The sequence below is a fragment of the Paenibacillus sp. MAHUQ-45 genome, from assembly GCF_058133325.1.
On record NZ_JBYUPV010000002.1, the window covers coordinates 407,188 to 425,711 of the forward strand.

Here is an 18,524-nt window from a genome sequence, read left to right on the forward strand (position 1 = left end):
ATGAAAAATAAGCCGGAGCGAATCTAATTCGCCCCGGCTTTTCCTATTATTTACTCGATACGGACTTGAACCACTCGTTAACTTCTTTAGTGATTTGGTCACCGCCGTTAGCCTTCCAGTTGGTAACAAATTGGTCGAAGGCATCTACTGGCAGTTTACCGTAAATAATTTTGTTGAAGGTTTCCATTTCGGATTGACGCAACAGGTTCCATTTGGAGATCATTGTTGGAGTCGCAGCACCTGTGAAGTAGTTTTGCTTGCGAACGTCTAATTGCGACATAACGACTTTGGCAGCTGCCCAGTTTTCCGGTTTGCGGAACTCCGCCATTTGTTTTTCATAAGGAGTTTCTGGTGCCTGGCCGTCAGCAAGCTTTACTAGTGTCTTCATGTACAGATCAGGAATACGTGCAGGACCAGTCAAGAAAGGGAACTCATTGGAAAAGTCTTTGATTTTCTCTTTATCACTAGTCGGTTGTCCATCAATGATGTCCCAATCGTAACCCTTAGCAAAGCCGTATTCAAATTGACTGCCTGCTGCCGGGTTAGCTAAATTATCAAGCAAGTAGTTATAGTATAAGAAAATCGCTTCAGGATGCTTGGCATCCTTATTAATCATGATACTAGCATTTACGCCGGAGTTCTGCCACTTCGTGCCAATGAAGCCGTCTGGACCGGCTGGAACCGGATAAGCTTTAATCTTCGCTCCAGGTACATTTTTCAACAGATCGGGAGCAGGCCAGTCCGGCACCCAGTTCGCGCCTGGCAGAAATCCTGCTGCGCCTTTTGTCCAGCTCTCAGCAGATTTTCCTTCATCCCATAGTGCGGAGTCGGTATGAATATAGCCTTTATCCATCCATTCACTAAGCTTCGCTAGGGCCTGCTTGGCACCAGGATTAATGGAGCCGTATTCAAGATTGCCATCGGCATCTTTGTTCCATTGCTCTTGAATAGTACCGTAAGCTCCGAACAACCAATCAAGGGAGCCCATCCAGGTGTTCGTATTATTTTTCAAAGAAATAGCAAGTGGGAAAACATCTTTAGCTGCTAAGCCATCAGGGTTCTCGTTCTTGAATTTGTCCATGATATTCTCAAGGTCGGCGATGGTTTTCGGAGCTTCAAGATGCAGCTTCTCCATCCAATCTTCCCGCAGCCACAGCAGCGTGTCATCATTATCCGTGTACTCAAGGATCGGCATATTGTATTTCTTACCGTTCTTGGTGAACGGATACCACAGCTCCGGATGCGCTGCTGCATGGTCTTTCAGAATCTTATTGGCATACTTGTCAAACAGCTCATCGATGGCAACGAACTGACCGGAATCTATCAGCTGATTGGTCAATACCGCGTTGGTCGGTACGGCCACGAAATCAGGCAGCTTCTCACCAGAGGCAATGGCGAGCTGCAGCTTTTGTCTGTACTGATCGTCATTGGCAGGGTACCAGGTATCTTTGTGCTTCATGCCCAGCGTTTCCAGCATCCAGCGATCGTGAACGTTATTTTCTTTGGTATCTCCTTGCACATATTTCTTCGGCATCAATACCGAACTGAACTCGATAGGTGGATCATATTTACCTTTTTCAAAAGCCGCATCGGCTTCAGAACTGGTTTTAGTTGAAGTGGTATTGCCTGATTTAACGTTTTCATTCGAAGTTGCGCCACCGCCACAGGCTGTGAGTGTGAGAAGTGCGGTGACTGTGAGCATCGACCACATCTTGTTGAATTTGATCATTCTTCAATTCCCCCTACTGTGTATGATCTTTACAAGTGTAACTTTATCAAGTTGTCGGGGATGGCATCTATATGAGTTTTTTAGTTTTGATAGGACTCTATCATGCTATTTATTACTGTCTCTGTACTCCTGCGGCGTTACCCCAAACTGCCGTTTGAACACTTTGATAAAATAAGCAGGGTCCATATATCCAATCTCCATGCTGATTTCATATACTTTTTTGGTGGTGGTCTTCAGCTTGTGACAGGCACGATCCATGCGCAGGCGCGAGATATAATCGCTGATTCCTTCACCTGTCTCAATCTTATAAATCTTGGACAAATGGGTCGGGTGCAGATTGACATGGTCGGCCAGTACACGCAAGGAAACATCAAGATGGAGGTTTTTATCGGTAAAATCTTGAATTTTCTTCACATACTCTGAGCGTATGTCTTTGACATCGTTGGACGTGCTTTCTTTGAGTTTGCTAAGAACACTGAGCGACCATTTTCTAAGCTTACTGATCGTGGTAAAAGCTTCCCCGCTTTGTAGCCCTACAATGTCAGTCCCCATTAAGTTCGCCAAAGTAAGCCCATTGCGGTGAGCGAGATTCGTGAACGAAGCCGTAATCAAAAAGCCAGCCTCCATACAATGCTCCCAGGATTCAGACCATTTCTCATCCAGCTCTGCGCAGACAGCTAGTAACTTCTCTTCCGCCGCATTCCACTGCCCGCTTTCCAGTAGATGAATCAAAGAGGGCGGGGTATAAAGTGCGTCCAAAGGGCCTTGTGCAGCATGAGATTCCAAATCACTGACCCGCATCACGAATTCGCGTTCGTCTCCGACAATTTGCCGGAAATAACCTGTAGCCTGACGAAAACGTTTGGACAGCTGTTCAGGAAATGTGAACCACTCCGTGATTACAATGGAGAGTGAACCCTTCAGAAACTGCTTGACCTTATACTGAAGCTGCAAAGAAAGTTTCTCCAGAATCGTTTCTTTTCCAATGTCATTCCCTTTTTCTTTCAGCTGAAGCAGAAACACAAGATACCCATGCTCCTCTTTAACGCCCCAGACTTCCATAAATTCGCCCAGGATCTCTTCCGCCATATTGATGATCGCATATTCAATCAAGGTCTGGTCGTTGTTATTGTATTGTCCAAATTCTTCTTCCATCCGTACAAGCATTAATGCGCAGTCCCCGGCATGGAAGGGCAAGCCATAATTCACGAGCTTCCGTTCCCATTCGCCGTCTTGGAATCGATGTCCTTGCAAGGCATCCAAGAGCAGTCGACCCCGTAACAAGGGCAGATTCTCCCGAAGGGTAAACTGGGTTCGAGTAAGGGAGCTTACGAGCTCCCATTCGGTGTTCAATTGATCAATCGCAGTCTTCACTGCATTCATCAATTCATCATCCGTAGGTGGCTTCAGCAGGTAATCAACGGCCTCGTACTGGAGTGCTTTTTTGGCATAATCGAATTCGGAATGACCGGATAAAATAATACATTTTATCTTTTTATCGCGGACTCTGATCCGCTCGATCAGTTCAATTCCCGTCATCTCCGGCATTTGAATATCCGAGATTACGATATCAATGGGGTGGGTATCGATAATTTGCAGCGCTTCACGCGCTGAATAGGCTTTATGCACCTGTTCAATCCCTAATGTATGCCAAGGTTTTGTTGTGGAAAGATTATCTACCCAGTGGGCTTCGTCGTCTACGATGATCATTTGCATGTTGTTAGTCTCCTTGATATTTCGTGTATGATTTTATTCCTCAGATGGGATCTCCCAGATGATCTCTGTGCGGAATCCGCCGAGAGGGGAAGGCCCAAATATAAGACCGGAATGATTGCCGAACAGATGAATGATCCGCTGATTCGTATTCCAGAGACCGCAGCCCATCTCCTCTTGCAGTGGCTGCTGCATTTTACGATTCAAAGCTTCCAGCTGATCCGGGTTCAAGCCAGGTCCGTCGTCATCAATATAAATCTTGCAGAAGCCGTTCGAACGCTCACCGGTAATTGTGATCTCGCCCGATGAATACGACTTCGCAACGCCGTGAATGACTGAATTCTCCACAATCGGCTGCAGCATTAAACGTGGCACAGACTGGCTAAGCATAGGCTCAGGGATATCAATATGATATTCGATTCTACCATTGCGCAGCTTCTGGATATCCAAGTAGTTGACGAGCAGCTTGATTTCATCATTCAGCGAAGCGGTCTCCCGTTCCATTCGGGTGGTATAGCGATAGTAAGCACTTAAGTTATAAGCCATCGAGATGACGGCTTCTTGCTCTTTCATCTGGGCCATATTGATAATATAACCAAGGCAATTATAGAGAAAATGGGGATTGATCTGCGCTTGAAGCTGCTTAAGCGTAGCTTCTCTGGCCCTGATCTTTTCATTGAACACATTCTCTATCAGGTCTTGAATTTGGTGTGACATATCATTAAAGCGATGGAACAAGAACGAGAACTCGTTCTGACCATTGCTATGAAGGCGTACGGAATAGTCGCCTCGCTGTACGCGCCGCAAGCCTTGAATAAGCTTTTTGATAGGTGATTGCACGTTTCTGTATAGTAAAATCGAAGCCGAAATGCCCACAACAAACAGCAGAATCATCGAGATATAGAACAAGTCCCGGCTAAGCGAAATCGGCTTAAGAATTTGATAGAGTGGGACCACATCTACTAAATGCCAATCCAAGTAGGAGGACTTCACAATGCTGACCAGATAGTTCTTCCCATTCAGTGTCACTACATCCTGGGTCGTATTCTCAGGGGAGCGATTATCCAGATAACGAATGAGTTCTTCTGCTAGCTGCTTGTCTGCACTACGATTCAGAATGGGGGCATTGCCCTTATGATAAAAGAAGGGATCACCTTGTCCACCTTCCTTGTACTTATCCAGCATGTTCTGAATGTTCTCATAACTGAAGCTGGCTTCAATCACAAGATTGCTGCCCGTCAACATCCCCGGTTGAGCTAAGGAATCTGTGAAGAACCAGTAAAAGGATTGCAGCTGATCTTGAGATTCCGCTCTATGATCACCATAGGTCCATTTTCCACTCATATTTCTTTTTAAATAATCCTCATCATATCCTGCTGGCCGGTTGTAATTAGCGATGACATCTTTATTCTGCTGTGAATGTACAGCGTATCTGGTGGGCCAAATATCGGTTACCCCGGACTGCAGCACCATCTTTTCCTGAATGACATAGCGGGTCTGCATCTGATCATAACGATCATCCCAAATGTTCAAACCGTTGAATGCTCTGACATTGGGATCTCTTGAAAGAATAAGACTGAAATCCATCATCTGATTAATTCGGGAATCGATTTGACTCGATAGAAAAGTAAGCTGTTTGGTATTGGAGACCTGCAGCTCTTTGCTAACGACATCGTATGTGACATTGTTCGAATAGGTATACACGATAATAATCGGTATGAATAAGACAATGATCAGACAATTTATTTTGGCAAAGAGGCTAAACCGGGACCGTGCCTTATCTTTTAGTAGTGTAAAGCGCTTCCATAGATTCATGAATGTTCCCTCCAGATGATGCCCTAATAAAACCATATCAAGCCTAACAATGTTATATAGTCAGAGCTGAGAAAGGCCTGATACTATTTATAACAGAGATCCCCAGTACAAACAAAATATTTTTTGGGAACAGGAGCACGCTATGGAGGCTAATATGGAGGTTCACTCGATACCGCAGGCGACCACTCGGAGTAAGCCAAACAAAAAAAGAAAAAGAGGCTTTAATCAACCTTGGATTCTCCATTTGATGGTATTGCCGGCGGTCATTATGGTGTTTATTTTTTCTTACATTCCGATGTCTGGAATTCTTATGGCTTTTCAAGAGTATAAACCTGCGCTAGGTTTTTTTAATTCCGAGTGGGTCGGACTGAAGCATTTTAGATACATGTGGGAGAATGATTATTTCCTGCAAATTACGTGGAATACGCTGTTTTTTGCTTGCTCTAAAATTGTAATGAACCTGATTATTCCGTTTATATTCGCGTTATTGTTGAACGAGGTACGGAAGATGGCGCTTAAAAGAACCATCCAAACGCTCGTGTATCTTCCGCACTTTTTGTCTTGGGTTACACTGTCAGGCATTCTGATCGATATTCTGGCCCAGACGGGTCTGATCAATCAGTTCATATCATCCGTATTCGGTATCAAGCCGATTTTCTTTCTAGGGGATGGCAATTGGTTCCGGTTTACGATTATTGCAAGTGATGTCTGGAAGGAATTCGGGTTCAACACGATTATCTTCCTAGCGGCATTATCCGGTATTAGTCCGTCACTCTATGAAGCTGCTGAAGTGGATGGGGCGGGGCGCTGGAAGCAGACGATTTATATTACTATACCTGCGCTGATTCCAATTGCGATCGTGATCGCGACCTTGGCTCTGGGCAATGTGCTCAACGCTAACTTCGACCAGGTGTTTAACCTCTACAGTCCTTTGATCTATCAGCAAGGGGATATCATTGATACCTTTGTGTACAGAGAAGGTCTTCTTAGCGGGCAGTTCAGCTTCGCTACCGCAGTGAATCTATTCAAATCGGTGATCAGCCTGATTTTAATCGTGATTTCTTACCGACTGGCCTATAGATTTGCAGGGTACCGAATCTTCTAGAAAGGATGAGAACGAATGTATCATAAAACAATCCCATATCGTATATTCAGCATATTTAACAATGTGTTCTTGACGATCCTTGCTGTACTCTGCTTGCTGCCTTTGTATCACTTGCTCATGGTATCCCTTAGCGCATCTGCACCTGCTAATGCTGGATTGGTTACTTTCTGGCCGATAGGCTTCACGCTTGAAGCTTATGCCAAGACGTTCAATAACGCCAATTTCCTCTCCTCCTTGTGGGTGTCTGTGGAACGGACTGTACTTGGTACGGGACTTGCACTGGTGGTCAATACTATTGCAGCTTATGCGCTCTCCAAGGAGACACGGGTCTTCCGTGCGCGGAACATCTACCTTTGGTATTTTGTCGTGACCATGCTGTTCAGCGGTGGACTGATTCCAGGCTATATTCTTATTCTGAAGCTTGGGCTGATGAACTCCTTGCTGGCATTGATTCTGCCGGGATTAGTTGCGGTATTTAACATCATTCTACTGCTTAATTTCTTCCGGACCGTACCTAAGGAGCTTGAAGAAGCTGCGTTTATTGATGGGGCAGGGCACTTTACGACCTTTTTGAAAATATATTTGCCAGTTTCCTTACCTGTTCTTGCCACAGTGTCTCTGTTCCTCATGGTTGGGCATTGGAACTCCTATTTTGACGGTATCATCTACATTAGAGATTCAGACAAACTTCCACTGGCAACCTTTATGCAAACGATCATCGTTCAGGCAGACATGTCAAAGCTCGATCCGTCAGCCGTTGCCAATCTGTCACAACGTACCATTCGGGCATCGCAGATCTTTATCAGTGCGCTACCAATACTGCTGGTGTATCCTTTCCTGCAACGTTACTTTGTGACGGGGATTGTGGTTGGGGCTGTGAAGGAGTAGTCGCTGGAGAGAACCATCCTCCCGAATAGCCTCGAAGTGTAAATGATGCTTCATTAAGCTAACGGGTAGGAGGTTTAAGATCAATTTCGGTGAACCGTATCATAAGTAGGGGCAAGTTTTTTGGGGTGAAACGCCAGAAGCCTGTTAGAGCCTGTTGGGCGGGGAGGATAGTTATAAAGAATTTTTACATTGATAGTGAATTTTTTTTCAGTTATAGTCATGGAGAAACACAGGTTTTATTACTTTTTGTTGTTTTCCCGCTTACTATTAAATGTTGAAAGGATGATATCAGATGATTAATACAACAGAATTGTCCGCCCGCATAATTTCTTGGAGGGTGACTATACTTTAACCCTCCTTAAAATTGGAGGTAAATCTGTGAAAAGAGATTTTATCGCAAAACATTGGTATGCCAGTATGTATGAAAAGTTCGAAAACCAAACACATGACGTCGATTTTCTATTAAGAGTACTTACAGAGCAAACAGGCAACCAACCACAAAATATACTTGAAGTTGCCTGCGGCGGTGGTAGGATCTGTGTCCCTCTAGCAAAGGCGAATCATTTCGTTACAGGCTTTGATGTCGATGAACATATGCTCCTGAGCTGTTATCGCCGGATGTTGGGTTTAACAAATATACGCTGTTACCAAGCTGATGCAGCAATTTCCGTATGGGGCGTTGGTTTTGATCTTGTAGTCATGGCAGGTAATATCTTGATTAATATTGAAAGCGAGATTGATTACAAAGAGGCACAAAAGACCCTTATTAAAAATGCTGCTGCGGCGCTTCGCACGGGTGGACATCTTTATATGGATTTTAACCTGCATAATAATCCAACGGCCCGGTTCAATAGGTTGAAAGAGAGCAGCTATTTCAAAGGGACAGACGAATTGGGCACGACTGGTCGAACCGTTAGTTATGGGAGCGTGTATGACCCCATAACCCAAATTTGTACCGGAACTGGTCACTGGGAGCTCACCACAAATAGCGGTGAGCAAATCAATATACCCAAGTGTTGGTATAAGCACATTCCTACGCAAATGCAAGTTTACGATTGGCTATCAGATGCAGGGTTTACCATAGAGCGCACCTATCAAAATTATACGGCTGAACCGATTCCGGAGCCGATCGTTGAAGCTACAAATCGCGCTATTATATGGGCAAGAAAGTTATAATTTTACATGTAGGTATGAAGTAATAGTTGAATAAAGCAAGATACAAAGAATAGGCCATCCGATAGAGGATGGCCTTAAAACTTGCCGTTACAGACATCGCGGTGAACCGTATCATAAGTAAGCACAAACTCGTCGTTAATTGAAGCGTCAAAGAAGAATTCAATGTCCTTGGCGCTTCTCTCGTCGGGATTGTTTCCAATGTTTGCAGTGATTTTGTTTCAGATATGCCATAGCACTTCTACTAACCGACTAAGAGTAAAACATAAGCGATACGACAGCACATATACCAACATATGGTATAATTAATTGTGATCTTACGTTGAACAGGAGGACTAAATGTCATGAACATATATGAACGATACAATGCAGTTAATACAAAAGGTGACCTTGTGGATGAAGCATAATTCAATAGTAAGAATTTGGCGTAAAGGCGGTGAAGAATGATTAAGCAAAGATTTAAGGAGTGGATTGAGAGTAATATTGAAGCATTGCGAAATGAAGGTATAGCAACGGAATATGCAATGCCAAATGTAGAGGATATAGAAAGCATGGCAAAACCATTCATAAGAATAGTTCAAGAAACAAAATTGTGTCTAGGACAAGTCATAGTGTATAAATCTAGAGAGATGGAATTTGAAGTCATTCAAATTGAATCAGAGGAAATGTTGTTGTGGAAATACTTCGAAAACATTAACGATGATACTGATTTTGAAATAATATTGCATCCATACTTCCAAACGATAAAGAGTGGAATAAAACCTAAAAACGATCAAAATAAAGAGAAATAATGAAACCACTCCGTTGTTGGGAGTGGCTTTGTCTTTATATGTTGATGTATATTTTGTGGTCAAACCACACTTTGTGTTTAGATACATTATGGTGAACCGTATCACAAATAGAGGTAATTAGTCTGTATTTACAGAATGCGGCCCCTTAAGAGTAGGTCAGTCTTTATGGAGTATATTGTGCAAACAAGCTTATGCGCGCTTTTTTATCGTTATACAACATATGGATTTAGCTTGAATGACAGACTTATTCTTTAAAATAGGGCGTAATCCCTCTTGAATATAGGTTCTCCACTAGCTTGAAAAATTCTTCTGACGATAAATCCTGTTGACGCTGGAGCCAAAGACGAAATAAAGAAAGAGAAGTTGTCAGGTAAAACTCAACGAAGTATGGGGTTAAGGAATGGTTCTGCGGAACGTTTAATTCTAATTCATCCAAAGTGATTTCTTTTTTTAAGCGTTTTAAAAAACGGACACTTCCATAATCACCTAAAAGGGCATTAAGAACCAGGAGATGTTCTCTTTTATCCAGACAAAAGAGCGTATCTTGAACCGTATGCATCGATAGCTCTTTATTCGCCAATTCTTTTTTCATCTCATTCAATAAGTCGTTTTCAACAGCGTCTAACAATTCGTAAATGTCAGTAAAGTATTGATAAAAGGTGCTGCGGTTATATCCTGACTTATTCGCAATTTCCTGAACCGAAATTTTCTCAATCGGCTTTTGGCTATATAACTCACAAAAAACATCTACAAACTTCTGTCTTGTTTTCTCCGTGATTTGGGGTTGCTTGTTCATGTTTCCCTCCTACTAGCGAATAAGAATATCATCCGACAAATCATAAAAAACTGATGGTTGATCAAGGAATCATAAAAATTTATAATCACATCATACAACATGTTGTCGGATAATGAAAAAGAAAATGTTAATAAGTAGGGGTGGTTTTAATGTCAGCAAAACAAGATAGAATTTTAATTTTTGGTGCAGGTGTCATCGGGAGCATGTACGCAATGAAGCTTATTGAAGCAGGGTTTGACGTTAGCCTGTTTGCACATTCTAATAGATTTAAATTATTAAGAGAAAATGGCCTGCAATATATAGAAAAAGGTACAGTTAGATCGATACAAGTGAATGTCATTGATACGCTCGAAAATGACGATGTGTACGATTTTATTTTCGTTACCGTTCGTTATGACCGGTCTGAATCAGCGTTGTTAGCGCTAAAAGATAATCAAAGCAAAAATATAGTTACGATGACTAATAATTCAATTGGATTTTCTTCATGGCTGGATATCGTAGGGGATAGACTTTTACCAGCTTTTCCCGGATTCGGCGGACAGATTAAAGATGGAGTACTGCATGCTCGATTTCTGCCAAAGATTATAGCGGCAACTGCATTTGGAGAAATTAATGGTGTAGTGACTGAACGCATAGAAAAACTCGCAAACGTGTTTAAAGCAGCAAAGCTTCCCTACGTTATTAAAAAGGATATGCAAGCGTATCTAATCACACATTCCGTATCAGACATTGCCATGTTGAGCTTTTTGCATTCAGAGAATAAGATCATTGACAAAAAAACAGCCAGTACCAGAAAGACGGCACGCAAAATAACAGTCACTTTAAAAGCGTATCTAAGGGCAATACAAAAAGCCGGCGTTTCAATTGATCCACCAATGCTTAAAATGGTGCTCAAATTTCCAAACTTATTGTTGGATCTTTTCTTTATGACATGGCTACGAACTAAAATGGTTAGGGATATGATGTTGCCGGATTATGCGAATAGTGCTAACAATGAGATTGTGCAGCTGAGTAATGATTTAATGAAATTTTTAAGTCAAAATGATATCAAATCGGAAATACCTGTTCACTAACGGAAAACGATAATTGAACTACAACAGCGGCAGTCTAAGACTTTATTTATCAAGTCTTGTTCTGTCGCTGCTTTATTTATTGATTTTTATACTTTGTAATATAGTTGATATATTCTACCGCACTGTGATTGATCTCCTCATCGCTAGCTTGAAATGAAGCCCCGAAGACTGCAAAGTAGGGGAGTGCTACTGCGCCCACATGTTTTGTACTGGCTTTGAAAGGCGTAGTCACTTCATCCACGGTAAAAGAAACAGAGCCCTCTGGCACATAATTTTCTTTTTTATCGCCGATAGACATGGCAAGTCCCATCTTTTTTCCGTTAAGCTTGTCACCTTTTGAACCGTAAGCCCATCCATATGCAAACACATCATCAAACCACTTTTTCAATAGTGGCGGATAACTGTACCAATACAAGGGGAATTGTAAGATAACGTGGTTATGTGCTTCTAATAGTTCTTGTTCTCTAGGAACATCAATGTTCCAGTTGGGATATTCCATGTAAAGCTCATGAATGGTAATATCGTTTGGATATTGCAGCAGTTCTTCTTTCCATCTCTTGTTTACCCTTGAATTCTCAAGATTCGGGTGTGCTATAATCACTAGTGTTTTCATAATGAAAATTCCTTTCTCAGGCCCATATCAAAGAGTGTAGCCTCTGGTGCCTTGCCTCATTTTTCGAATATCATCATTATGTTGCAGGCTTTATAAAAAGAAAATACACACAATGAAGTAAGATGGTTACTTCAAAGTAAGTACTGGACTCGAAAAAAAATGTATGCAAAAATGAAATTTTAGACGACTGCATCAGTTAGCATGAATGAGGGGTTATTGATATGAAACAATACAATCTGGGTATAGAAGCCACACTTGAAATCATCGGTGGTAAGTGGAAAGCGTTGATCATCTGCTTGTTAATGTCTGGTGTGAAGCGAACAAGCGAATTACAGCGCAATATTCACGGCATTTCACAAAAGGTTCTGATCCAGCAGCTTCGTGAGCTTGAGAAGGATGGACTTGTAAGCCGACACGTATATCAGCAGATGCCGCCAAAAGTCGAATACAGCCTCACGGAATATGGTGTCACCGCCAATAAAATCGTTGAAGTTATGTGCTCTTGGGGTAAAGAAAATATTCAAATGAGGCAACAGCGAGGAGAAGATATTGTGTTGCTGGAAAAGATGTCACCGGAGAATTTTTGAAATTTGGGAAGATAGATAAGTTGAAATAACTTAAGTTTAGCGGCTAAAGGCACATCTACGGTTACTTGAATCTGAGTATCGCTGATGTGTTTTGTATTTATCATTAAATAGTTGACAGCGGGTAAAAGTCGGTCTAGAATAAAACAAACGTTTAATTTAAACGATCATTTAATTCGGATTAATTACAAAAAAAAGGAGAGATACTTATGCTTTATGCTTTAAAAGCTTACTTGAAGAAACCGGCGACCATCATCGGAATTGTGTTGCTACTGATGTTTCAAGTTATTTTTAGTATCATCTGGATGACAGGTTACAAAGGGATTAATGAGAATACGAGTAAGCTATCGATTGCAATAGTCAATGAAGACCAAGGGGCTGGTGCCCAGATCAGCGAACAGCTGGCATCGTCACTTCCGTTTCATATGGTAACAGGAATGAATTTGGAAGAGGCGAAAGGAAGTCTGGAACGGCGCGAGGTGCAGATGGTACTGCAGGTGCCTTCAGATTTCTCCAAACAGCTCCAAAGCCAGGGGCAACAAGCTGAGCTTCGTTACACGATCAACGAATCTAATCCAATGATGATTAAGAGTGTGATGCAGAGCGTAGCAGCTCAAATTACAGCAACCGTGGGCAAGCAAGTTACAATTCAAGGAACGGAAGCTGTGCTGAAGCAGGCAAATGTACCGGCAGCTCAAGCACAGGGTATCGCACAAGGCGTCGTAGATAAAATCAGTTCAAATATGGCATTTACCAACCCTGTTCAGGGCATGAACAATCAGATGGTGCCGATGATGATGGTACTCGCCTCGTTCGTAGGCGCCATGATCATGGGGATGAATTTTCAGCAGGCGACGGACATGATTGGTCCTGGTATCTCAAGATGGAGTAAGTTTGGTGCTCGGGTCGTCATTAACGTCAGTTCCGCAGTCGTCGTCTCTTTGATCGGATCATCACTGATCGCCGGACTGGGGGGCCAGCATGCAGGAGGCTTTGTCTCCGTTTGGTTGTTCCAAGCATTATTCCTTCTGACCTTTATGTTCTTCGCGCAAATGTTCTTGATCGTTTTCGGTATGGCTGGAATGTTGTTTAATATGACCTTATTGTCGTTGCAGCTGGTTTCCTCAGGGGCGATGGTTCCACGTGAACTACTGGGTGACTTCTATCAAGGGTTAAGTCATTACCTGCCAGCGACCTATGCGGTGGACGGATCGATGAATTTGTTATTCGGAGGTCCAAGTGTTGTCCCTGACGTTCTCTTACTGGTGGCGATCCTCGCAGTTTCGCTTCTCGTGAGTCTGGCTGCGACAGGACTTCGCAAACAAACTACGCGTGTGGCAGCGCCTGTTGTGGCTCCTGTTGAATAAAAGGTCTCTGTGAATTCGTTTCGCATATTGGGTTCAAAAGAGGATCGGCTTCACGCAGGAGACTTCTTATGTGTAGCCAGTCTTTACGCTACGGGAGACTTGCCTATCCGTGATAAAGCATCCATAATAGGTTCTATATGATCACGCGAGGAGATTGATTGAATCATGACTACAGCTGATCCCGACATGAAGCTGCGCATCCTGCTAGCGGCCAAGAAATTGTTTGCGCGACAAGGCTATGACGGTACCAGTGTAAGACAAATTTGTGAGGAAGCAGGAGCGAACGTGGCGCTCGTCTCTTACTATTTTGGCGGCAAGGAGAATTTGCTGCGCGCTATATTTGAACAGTTTTTTTCAGGGAATCGGATAAAGGATAGTGGTGACCTCTTGAGTCATCCTGTAGAGGGACTGACTTTGCTGATCCGGGAGATTATTTTCTTCGGGCTAGAGGACTCAGAACTGAGCAACATCATCAAGCAGGAGATTGAACTCACCTCTCCACGTGCTGATATCGTGCTTATCTATGTCCAACCGGTATGGGAGAAGGTGCGCGAACTGCTGGAACGGGGCCGTAACGAGGGCTTCTTCCACTTTGATTCACTGGATCATACGCTGATGTTTGTCATTGGCGCCGCTCTTTCATTTAAGATTCATACTGCACAAAAAAGCCTGTTAGAGAACACAAACTATGACTCTGCAGTGACCGCAGACCATATCGTTAAGCTCGTATTGGCTTCCTTACGTACAACTGACATAACCTCCTAGGCTTTGATGAACTGGATATTTTTATTTCAATCTTGAAAGGTGAAGGCGTTAACGGATGTAATATATCTGGTTAACGTCTTTTTCTTTTTCAAAAGTAAATCAAGGGAAAAGCATCTGCAACGAAACATATTACAGCGAAAAGGCTTGAGCAGATCTCAAGAATGATTAAAGGATACATCTCCAGTCCGATCCACAAGGATCGGTTTTTTGTTTTAATAAATCATGAAAAAACGCTACTGACGTCGTGTGATGCTTATTTTGAATCGTTACGTTACGAGTTTAAATTCAGTTTATAAATACCGGTTACGATCGTTATACATTCAATTGCTTAGGGGGAGTAGAACGTGAATTCATTTCAAAAAGCGAACACAGCGCGGGACAAAAGTGGCTGGGCGATCGAAGCGCAAGGACTCGTCAAAACGTATGGAAGCAACCGTGCCGTTGATGGTGTAAATCTCAGTGTAGGCACGGGGATGATCTATGGGGTGTTAGGTCCTAATGGAGCAGGGAAGACAACCGTAATTCGCATGCTGGCAACTTTATTGCGGCCAGATGGAGGTTCCGCGCGTGTCTTCGGACATGACGTGGTTAAAGAGCCTCAGATTGTGCGTCAACTAATCGGTGTAACTGGCCAATATGCATCTGTCGATGAGTCACTTAGTGCGATCGAGAATCTGCTTATTTTCTCAAGACTGCTTGGACTGGGGCGCGCCGAGGCACGAAGAAAATCCGCAGAACTACTTGAGGAGTTCGGACTTAGTGAAGCCGCGAAACGTCCGCTGAAAAATTTCTCTGGTGGTATGCGCCGCCGGCTGGATCTAGCCGCAAGTCTCATTGCTCAGCCGCCGCTCATTTTCCTGGATGAACCAACTACCGGACTTGATCCGCGGACGCGTAATCAGATGTGGGATACCATCCAGCGGCTCGTAAGTACTGGATCAACGGTATTGTTAACAACGCAATATTTGGAGGAGGCGGATCAGCTTGCCGACCGGATTGCGGTTATTGACAAAGGCCGAGTCGTCGCGGAAGGTACTGTAAATGAGCTGAAATCATCTGTCGGTACCTCATCGCTGCATTTGAAGGTTCAGAACCCGCAGGATATGAGCAATGCCAGTCAGACTGTTGAGAAGGTGCTTAACGTCCGGTCTAATTTATCGGCGGAGGCAGGGGTGATCACTGCACCGATGGGGAATGTCGATGTGGTTACCGATCTGTTGATCGCGCTTCGCGAGGCGGGGATTCCATTGTCAGAGATGAGTGTACAGAAACCAACACTTGACGAAGTTTTTCTAACGCTTACAGGCGATGGTGTGAAGGAGAACGCGCAGCTTGCGTCAGAATTATCGAAGAGTACTAAGGAGGTAACAGCGTGAGTACTTTAATAAAACCAGGTGCAGAGCGCCAATTGAAAAATCATACCAGCTTACGTCAGTCGGTACGCAACTCATTGACCATGGCCTACAGAGGTCTGCTCAAAATCCGGCGCACTCCTGAACAACTGTTTGATGTTACGCTTCAACCGATCATTTTCACCCTGATGTTCACTTATATCTTTGGCGGGGCTATTTCAGGGGATGTAGTGAGTTATTTGCCCGTTATCATCCCCGGCATCCTTGTTCAGACCGTGATAACAACCTCTATCGTCACTGGTGTACAGTTGCGTGAGGATATGGAAAAAGGCGTGTTTGACCGCTTCAAATCACTTCCGATCTCTCGAATAGCTCCGCTCGCCGGTGCCCTGCTCGCGGATACGGTTCGATATACCATAGCTACTGTACTTACCTTCGCCATGGGCTATATCATGGGCTTCCGGCCAGAGGGTGGCCTTGGATATGTTGCGCTGGCTGGACTGCTTGTCATTGCTTGTTCGTGGGCCATTAGCTGGATCTTTGCTTTCTTCGGCGTTATTGCGCGCACAGCTTCCAGCGTACAAGGGATCTCGATGATCGTCCTATTCCCGCTCACTTTTCTCTCGAATGCCTTCGTACCGGTCGATACCATGCCGAATTGGCTCCAATGGTTTGTTAAGGTCAATCCGATTTCGCATCTTGTCACCGCCGTCCGCAATCTGGTCAACCAGGGAACCGTGGGTAGCGATCTTGTCTATTCGCTAGTTGGTGCCGCAGTAATTGTGGCCATCTTCGTGCCAATTACCGTCCGCGCTTATATGCGCCGCACATAATTTAATAGGTTTTCCTGAAGACTATCGTTTGAGATGTTTATGTGAATCAATTGTTCAAAGAAGCTTCTGCCAGTGTTATTGGCGGGAGCTTTTTTTGCAAATAGCTATATTGCCGCAGTGAAGTGAACAGATAGAACGTCAAATAGATGAAGAAAATTCTGGAATATACGAAGTATGCAATGAGTATGATCCGAAGGAAGGAGAAGCAATGGGTAATTTTTTTAAGATAAAAATGGTAGTTTCAGCAAGTATAGTCCTATTAATCGCGATTATTATTGCTGGTTGGTGGCAGCAGCTTGGGACTCTGTTCACAGTGGGGAAATATGGGGATGTCGATGACATGGTAGAGACCATAATGGCCAAAACAGCAACTCCTGGAGTTGCAATGGTTTCATCCAAGCAGGGCAGGACAGAATTTAAAGTATACGGGTTCGCGGATGTCGATCAACAAAAGGAAGTGAATGAAGAATCACTGTTTGAATTAGGATCGACTACCAAGGCATTTACGGCGCTGGCAATAATTTTATTGAAGGAAGAGGGATATTTAGCGTATTCGGATAATGTCTCAGATTATCTTTCCACGTTCGCCCCAACCTTTAAAGGAGAGAAGGCCAATATTACAATTAACCAGCTGTTGGCTCATACAAGCGGGATTCCATCATGGAGTATTCAATTGATTCCTGAAGGAACGACTTCAGAAACGCTTGGAAACACTATACATAAAATTTCGGACATTGCACTAGATACATATCCGGGTACAGAATATCAGTATGCAACCGTTAATTATGATATTTTGGCGATGATTATTGAGAAGGTTACAGGTATAAGCTATCAGGATTATGTAACTCAGAATGTTCTACTTCCGCTGGGCATGACAGACAGCTACTTTTCTACAGGTCAGGAAAAGAAACCGGATCAGCTTAGCAGAGGATACCGCGTATTTTTTGGCAAAAGCTTAGAGTATGATGCTCCCAGATATTATGGGAACATTGCTGCAGGGTATCTAGTGTCAAACATAAAGGATTTGGCGCGCTGGACCAATGCCCAGATGGGAATAGGGGATATACCAGATAATTTAAGAAAGGCTATACTGCAATCTCATGAAGCCGACCTCCAGAGTGCGGGATATGAAGCTGAGGGTCAGTACTATTCATACGGATGGAGCAATGATCTGGAAAAGCGGATGATTAGCCATACTGGAAGCAATCCTAATTATTCCTCACACGTCATTATTGATTTAGAACGGCAAGAGGGTATATTTGTACTGTCTAATTTGAATTCGACTGCTTCGTCACTGATTGCGCAAAATATTTATGAGAATATGAACGGGAAGCCTATGACTCCCTTTAAATATGATGATAGCTATATTTTAATTGATTGGGTATTCTCATTCTTGGTCCTGCTAGCAGTCATTAGCATAAGTGTTAAGGCGATTAAACTGGCCGGAGCAGACATACAAACCATGCATACTAAACGGTCAAGACGCAGGAAAAGAATTGGAGCGGGTATCTATCTGATCTCAAAAGTGCTGTTACTGATATTAATTCTGATCTGGCCTTATTTGATCAACTACAGTTACTATATGATCAGCGTATGGATGTCGTATTCAGTATTATTGTGGATGGGGCTTGCTGCGATCAGTTGCGTATTATCAATTATATTGAAAGGGAAAAGAATAGCAGCACTTGTGCGCATAATAGATTGATGAGAGTAACTCATAGAGAAGTGTCTTTTGAAGTCGCCAAGCATGAGCACAAGCCCATCTTCCTCTCCATCGGTTATAGCACTTGTCACTGATGGGATGTTCGCGTGAATCAATTGTTCGAAGCTACTGCCAGTGTTATTGGCGGGAGCTTTTTTGATTAAAATTAAAAAAATTATTTTAGTTATATTTTTCCAATTTATTGTATAATAAGGGCACAGTCTA

16 protein-coding genes are annotated in these 18,524 nt (G+C 43.2%); 11 read left to right on the forward strand and 5 right to left on the reverse strand.

From position 1 onward, the window contains the following. Nucleotides 1-46: 46 nt before the first annotated feature. The 3 genes from AC3Y23_RS05520 to AC3Y23_RS05530 all read right to left on the reverse strand — a co-directional run bounded on the left by AC3Y23_RS05520 (nucleotide 47) and on the right by AC3Y23_RS05530 (nucleotide 5,257). Nucleotides 47-1,729 carry a type 2 periplasmic-binding domain-containing protein gene (locus AC3Y23_RS05520; protein ID WP_379196489.1) on the reverse strand — a complete coding sequence of 561 codons (1,683 nt, stop codon included), beginning with the start codon at nucleotides 1,727-1,729 and terminating at the stop codon, nucleotides 47-49. 105 nt (nucleotides 1,730-1,834) lie between these two features. Continuing rightward, complete coding sequence (locus AC3Y23_RS05525; protein ID WP_379196491.1) at nucleotides 1,835-3,445, reverse strand: response regulator transcription factor; 1,611 nt, start codon at nucleotides 3,443-3,445, stop codon at nucleotides 1,835-1,837. Between the two features lie 33 nt (nucleotides 3,446-3,478). Then, complete coding sequence (locus AC3Y23_RS05530) at nucleotides 3,479-5,257, reverse strand: sensor histidine kinase (protein WP_379196493.1); 1,779 nt, start codon at nucleotides 5,255-5,257, stop codon at nucleotides 3,479-3,481. Between the two features lie 247 nt (nucleotides 5,258-5,504). Between AC3Y23_RS05530 and AC3Y23_RS05535 the strand changes: the two genes are divergently transcribed. From AC3Y23_RS05535 to AC3Y23_RS05550, 4 genes are all read left to right on the forward strand, one after another. Further along, a complete protein-coding gene (locus tag AC3Y23_RS05535; protein ID WP_379197118.1) occupies nucleotides 5,505-6,362 on the forward strand; it encodes an ABC transporter permease in 858 nt (285 codons plus the stop codon). Between the two features lie 15 nt (nucleotides 6,363-6,377). Beyond that, nucleotides 6,378-7,250, forward strand: a complete 873-nt coding sequence (locus AC3Y23_RS05540) for a carbohydrate ABC transporter permease (protein ID WP_066362436.1) — start codon at nucleotides 6,378-6,380, stop codon at nucleotides 7,248-7,250. Between the two features lie 378 nt (nucleotides 7,251-7,628). Then, on the forward strand, nucleotides 7,629-8,426 hold the full coding sequence (locus AC3Y23_RS05545) for a class I SAM-dependent methyltransferase (RefSeq protein ID WP_379196496.1): 798 nt from the start codon (nucleotides 7,629-7,631) through the stop codon (nucleotides 8,424-8,426). A 440-nt stretch (nucleotides 8,427-8,866) separates the two neighbouring features. Then, nucleotides 8,867-9,214, forward strand: a complete 348-nt coding sequence (locus AC3Y23_RS05550; protein ID WP_379196498.1) for an immunity protein TriTu family protein — start codon at nucleotides 8,867-8,869, stop codon at nucleotides 9,212-9,214. A 244-nt stretch (nucleotides 9,215-9,458) separates the two neighbouring features. On the opposite strand, the gene AC3Y23_RS05555 is transcribed toward AC3Y23_RS05550, so the two are convergent. Further along, a complete protein-coding gene (locus AC3Y23_RS05555) occupies nucleotides 9,459-10,010 on the reverse strand; it encodes a TetR/AcrR family transcriptional regulator (protein ID WP_379196500.1) in 552 nt (183 codons plus the stop codon). Between the two features lie 149 nt (nucleotides 10,011-10,159). Here AC3Y23_RS05555 and AC3Y23_RS05560 point away from each other — a divergent pair, with 149 nt between their 5' ends. Next, complete coding sequence (locus AC3Y23_RS05560; RefSeq protein WP_379196502.1) at nucleotides 10,160-11,083, forward strand: ketopantoate reductase family protein; 924 nt, start codon at nucleotides 10,160-10,162, stop codon at nucleotides 11,081-11,083. 76 nt (nucleotides 11,084-11,159) lie between these two features. On the opposite strand, the gene AC3Y23_RS05565 is transcribed toward AC3Y23_RS05560, so the two are convergent. After that, nucleotides 11,160-11,696, reverse strand: a complete 537-nt coding sequence (locus tag AC3Y23_RS05565; protein WP_379196504.1) for an NAD(P)H-dependent oxidoreductase — start codon at nucleotides 11,694-11,696, stop codon at nucleotides 11,160-11,162. Nucleotides 11,697-11,917: 221 nt separating this feature from the next. Here AC3Y23_RS05565 and AC3Y23_RS05570 point away from each other — a divergent pair, with 221 nt between their 5' ends. The 6 genes from AC3Y23_RS05570 to AC3Y23_RS05595 all read left to right on the forward strand — a co-directional run bounded on the left by AC3Y23_RS05570 (nucleotide 11,918) and on the right by AC3Y23_RS05595 (nucleotide 18,302). Next, a complete protein-coding gene (locus AC3Y23_RS05570) occupies nucleotides 11,918-12,283 on the forward strand; it encodes a winged helix-turn-helix transcriptional regulator (RefSeq protein WP_379196506.1) in 366 nt (121 codons plus the stop codon). Nucleotides 12,284-12,489: 206 nt separating this feature from the next. Then, nucleotides 12,490-13,647, forward strand: coding sequence for a YhgE/Pip domain-containing protein (locus AC3Y23_RS05575; RefSeq protein WP_379196508.1), 1,158 nt, complete (start codon nucleotides 12,490-12,492; stop codon nucleotides 13,645-13,647). Nucleotides 13,648-13,812: 165 nt separating this feature from the next. Next, nucleotides 13,813-14,412 (forward strand): TetR family transcriptional regulator, encoded by a 600-nt coding sequence (locus AC3Y23_RS05580; protein ID WP_379196510.1) that lies wholly within the window; start codon nucleotides 13,813-13,815, stop codon nucleotides 14,410-14,412. Nucleotides 14,413-14,756: 344 nt separating this feature from the next. Continuing rightward, nucleotides 14,757-15,788, forward strand: coding sequence for an ATP-binding cassette domain-containing protein (locus AC3Y23_RS05585; protein ID WP_379196512.1), 1,032 nt, complete (start codon nucleotides 14,757-14,759; stop codon nucleotides 15,786-15,788). Further along, a complete protein-coding gene (locus tag AC3Y23_RS05590) occupies nucleotides 15,785-16,597 on the forward strand; it encodes an ABC transporter permease (protein ID WP_379196514.1) in 813 nt (270 codons plus the stop codon). Before AC3Y23_RS05585 ends, AC3Y23_RS05590 begins: the two co-directional genes overlap by 4 nt. Nucleotides 16,598-16,805: 208 nt before the next feature. Next, on the forward strand, nucleotides 16,806-18,302 hold the full coding sequence (locus tag AC3Y23_RS05595) for a serine hydrolase domain-containing protein (RefSeq protein ID WP_379196516.1): 1,497 nt from the start codon (nucleotides 16,806-16,808) through the stop codon (nucleotides 18,300-18,302). Nucleotides 18,303-18,524 lie beyond the last annotated feature (222 nt).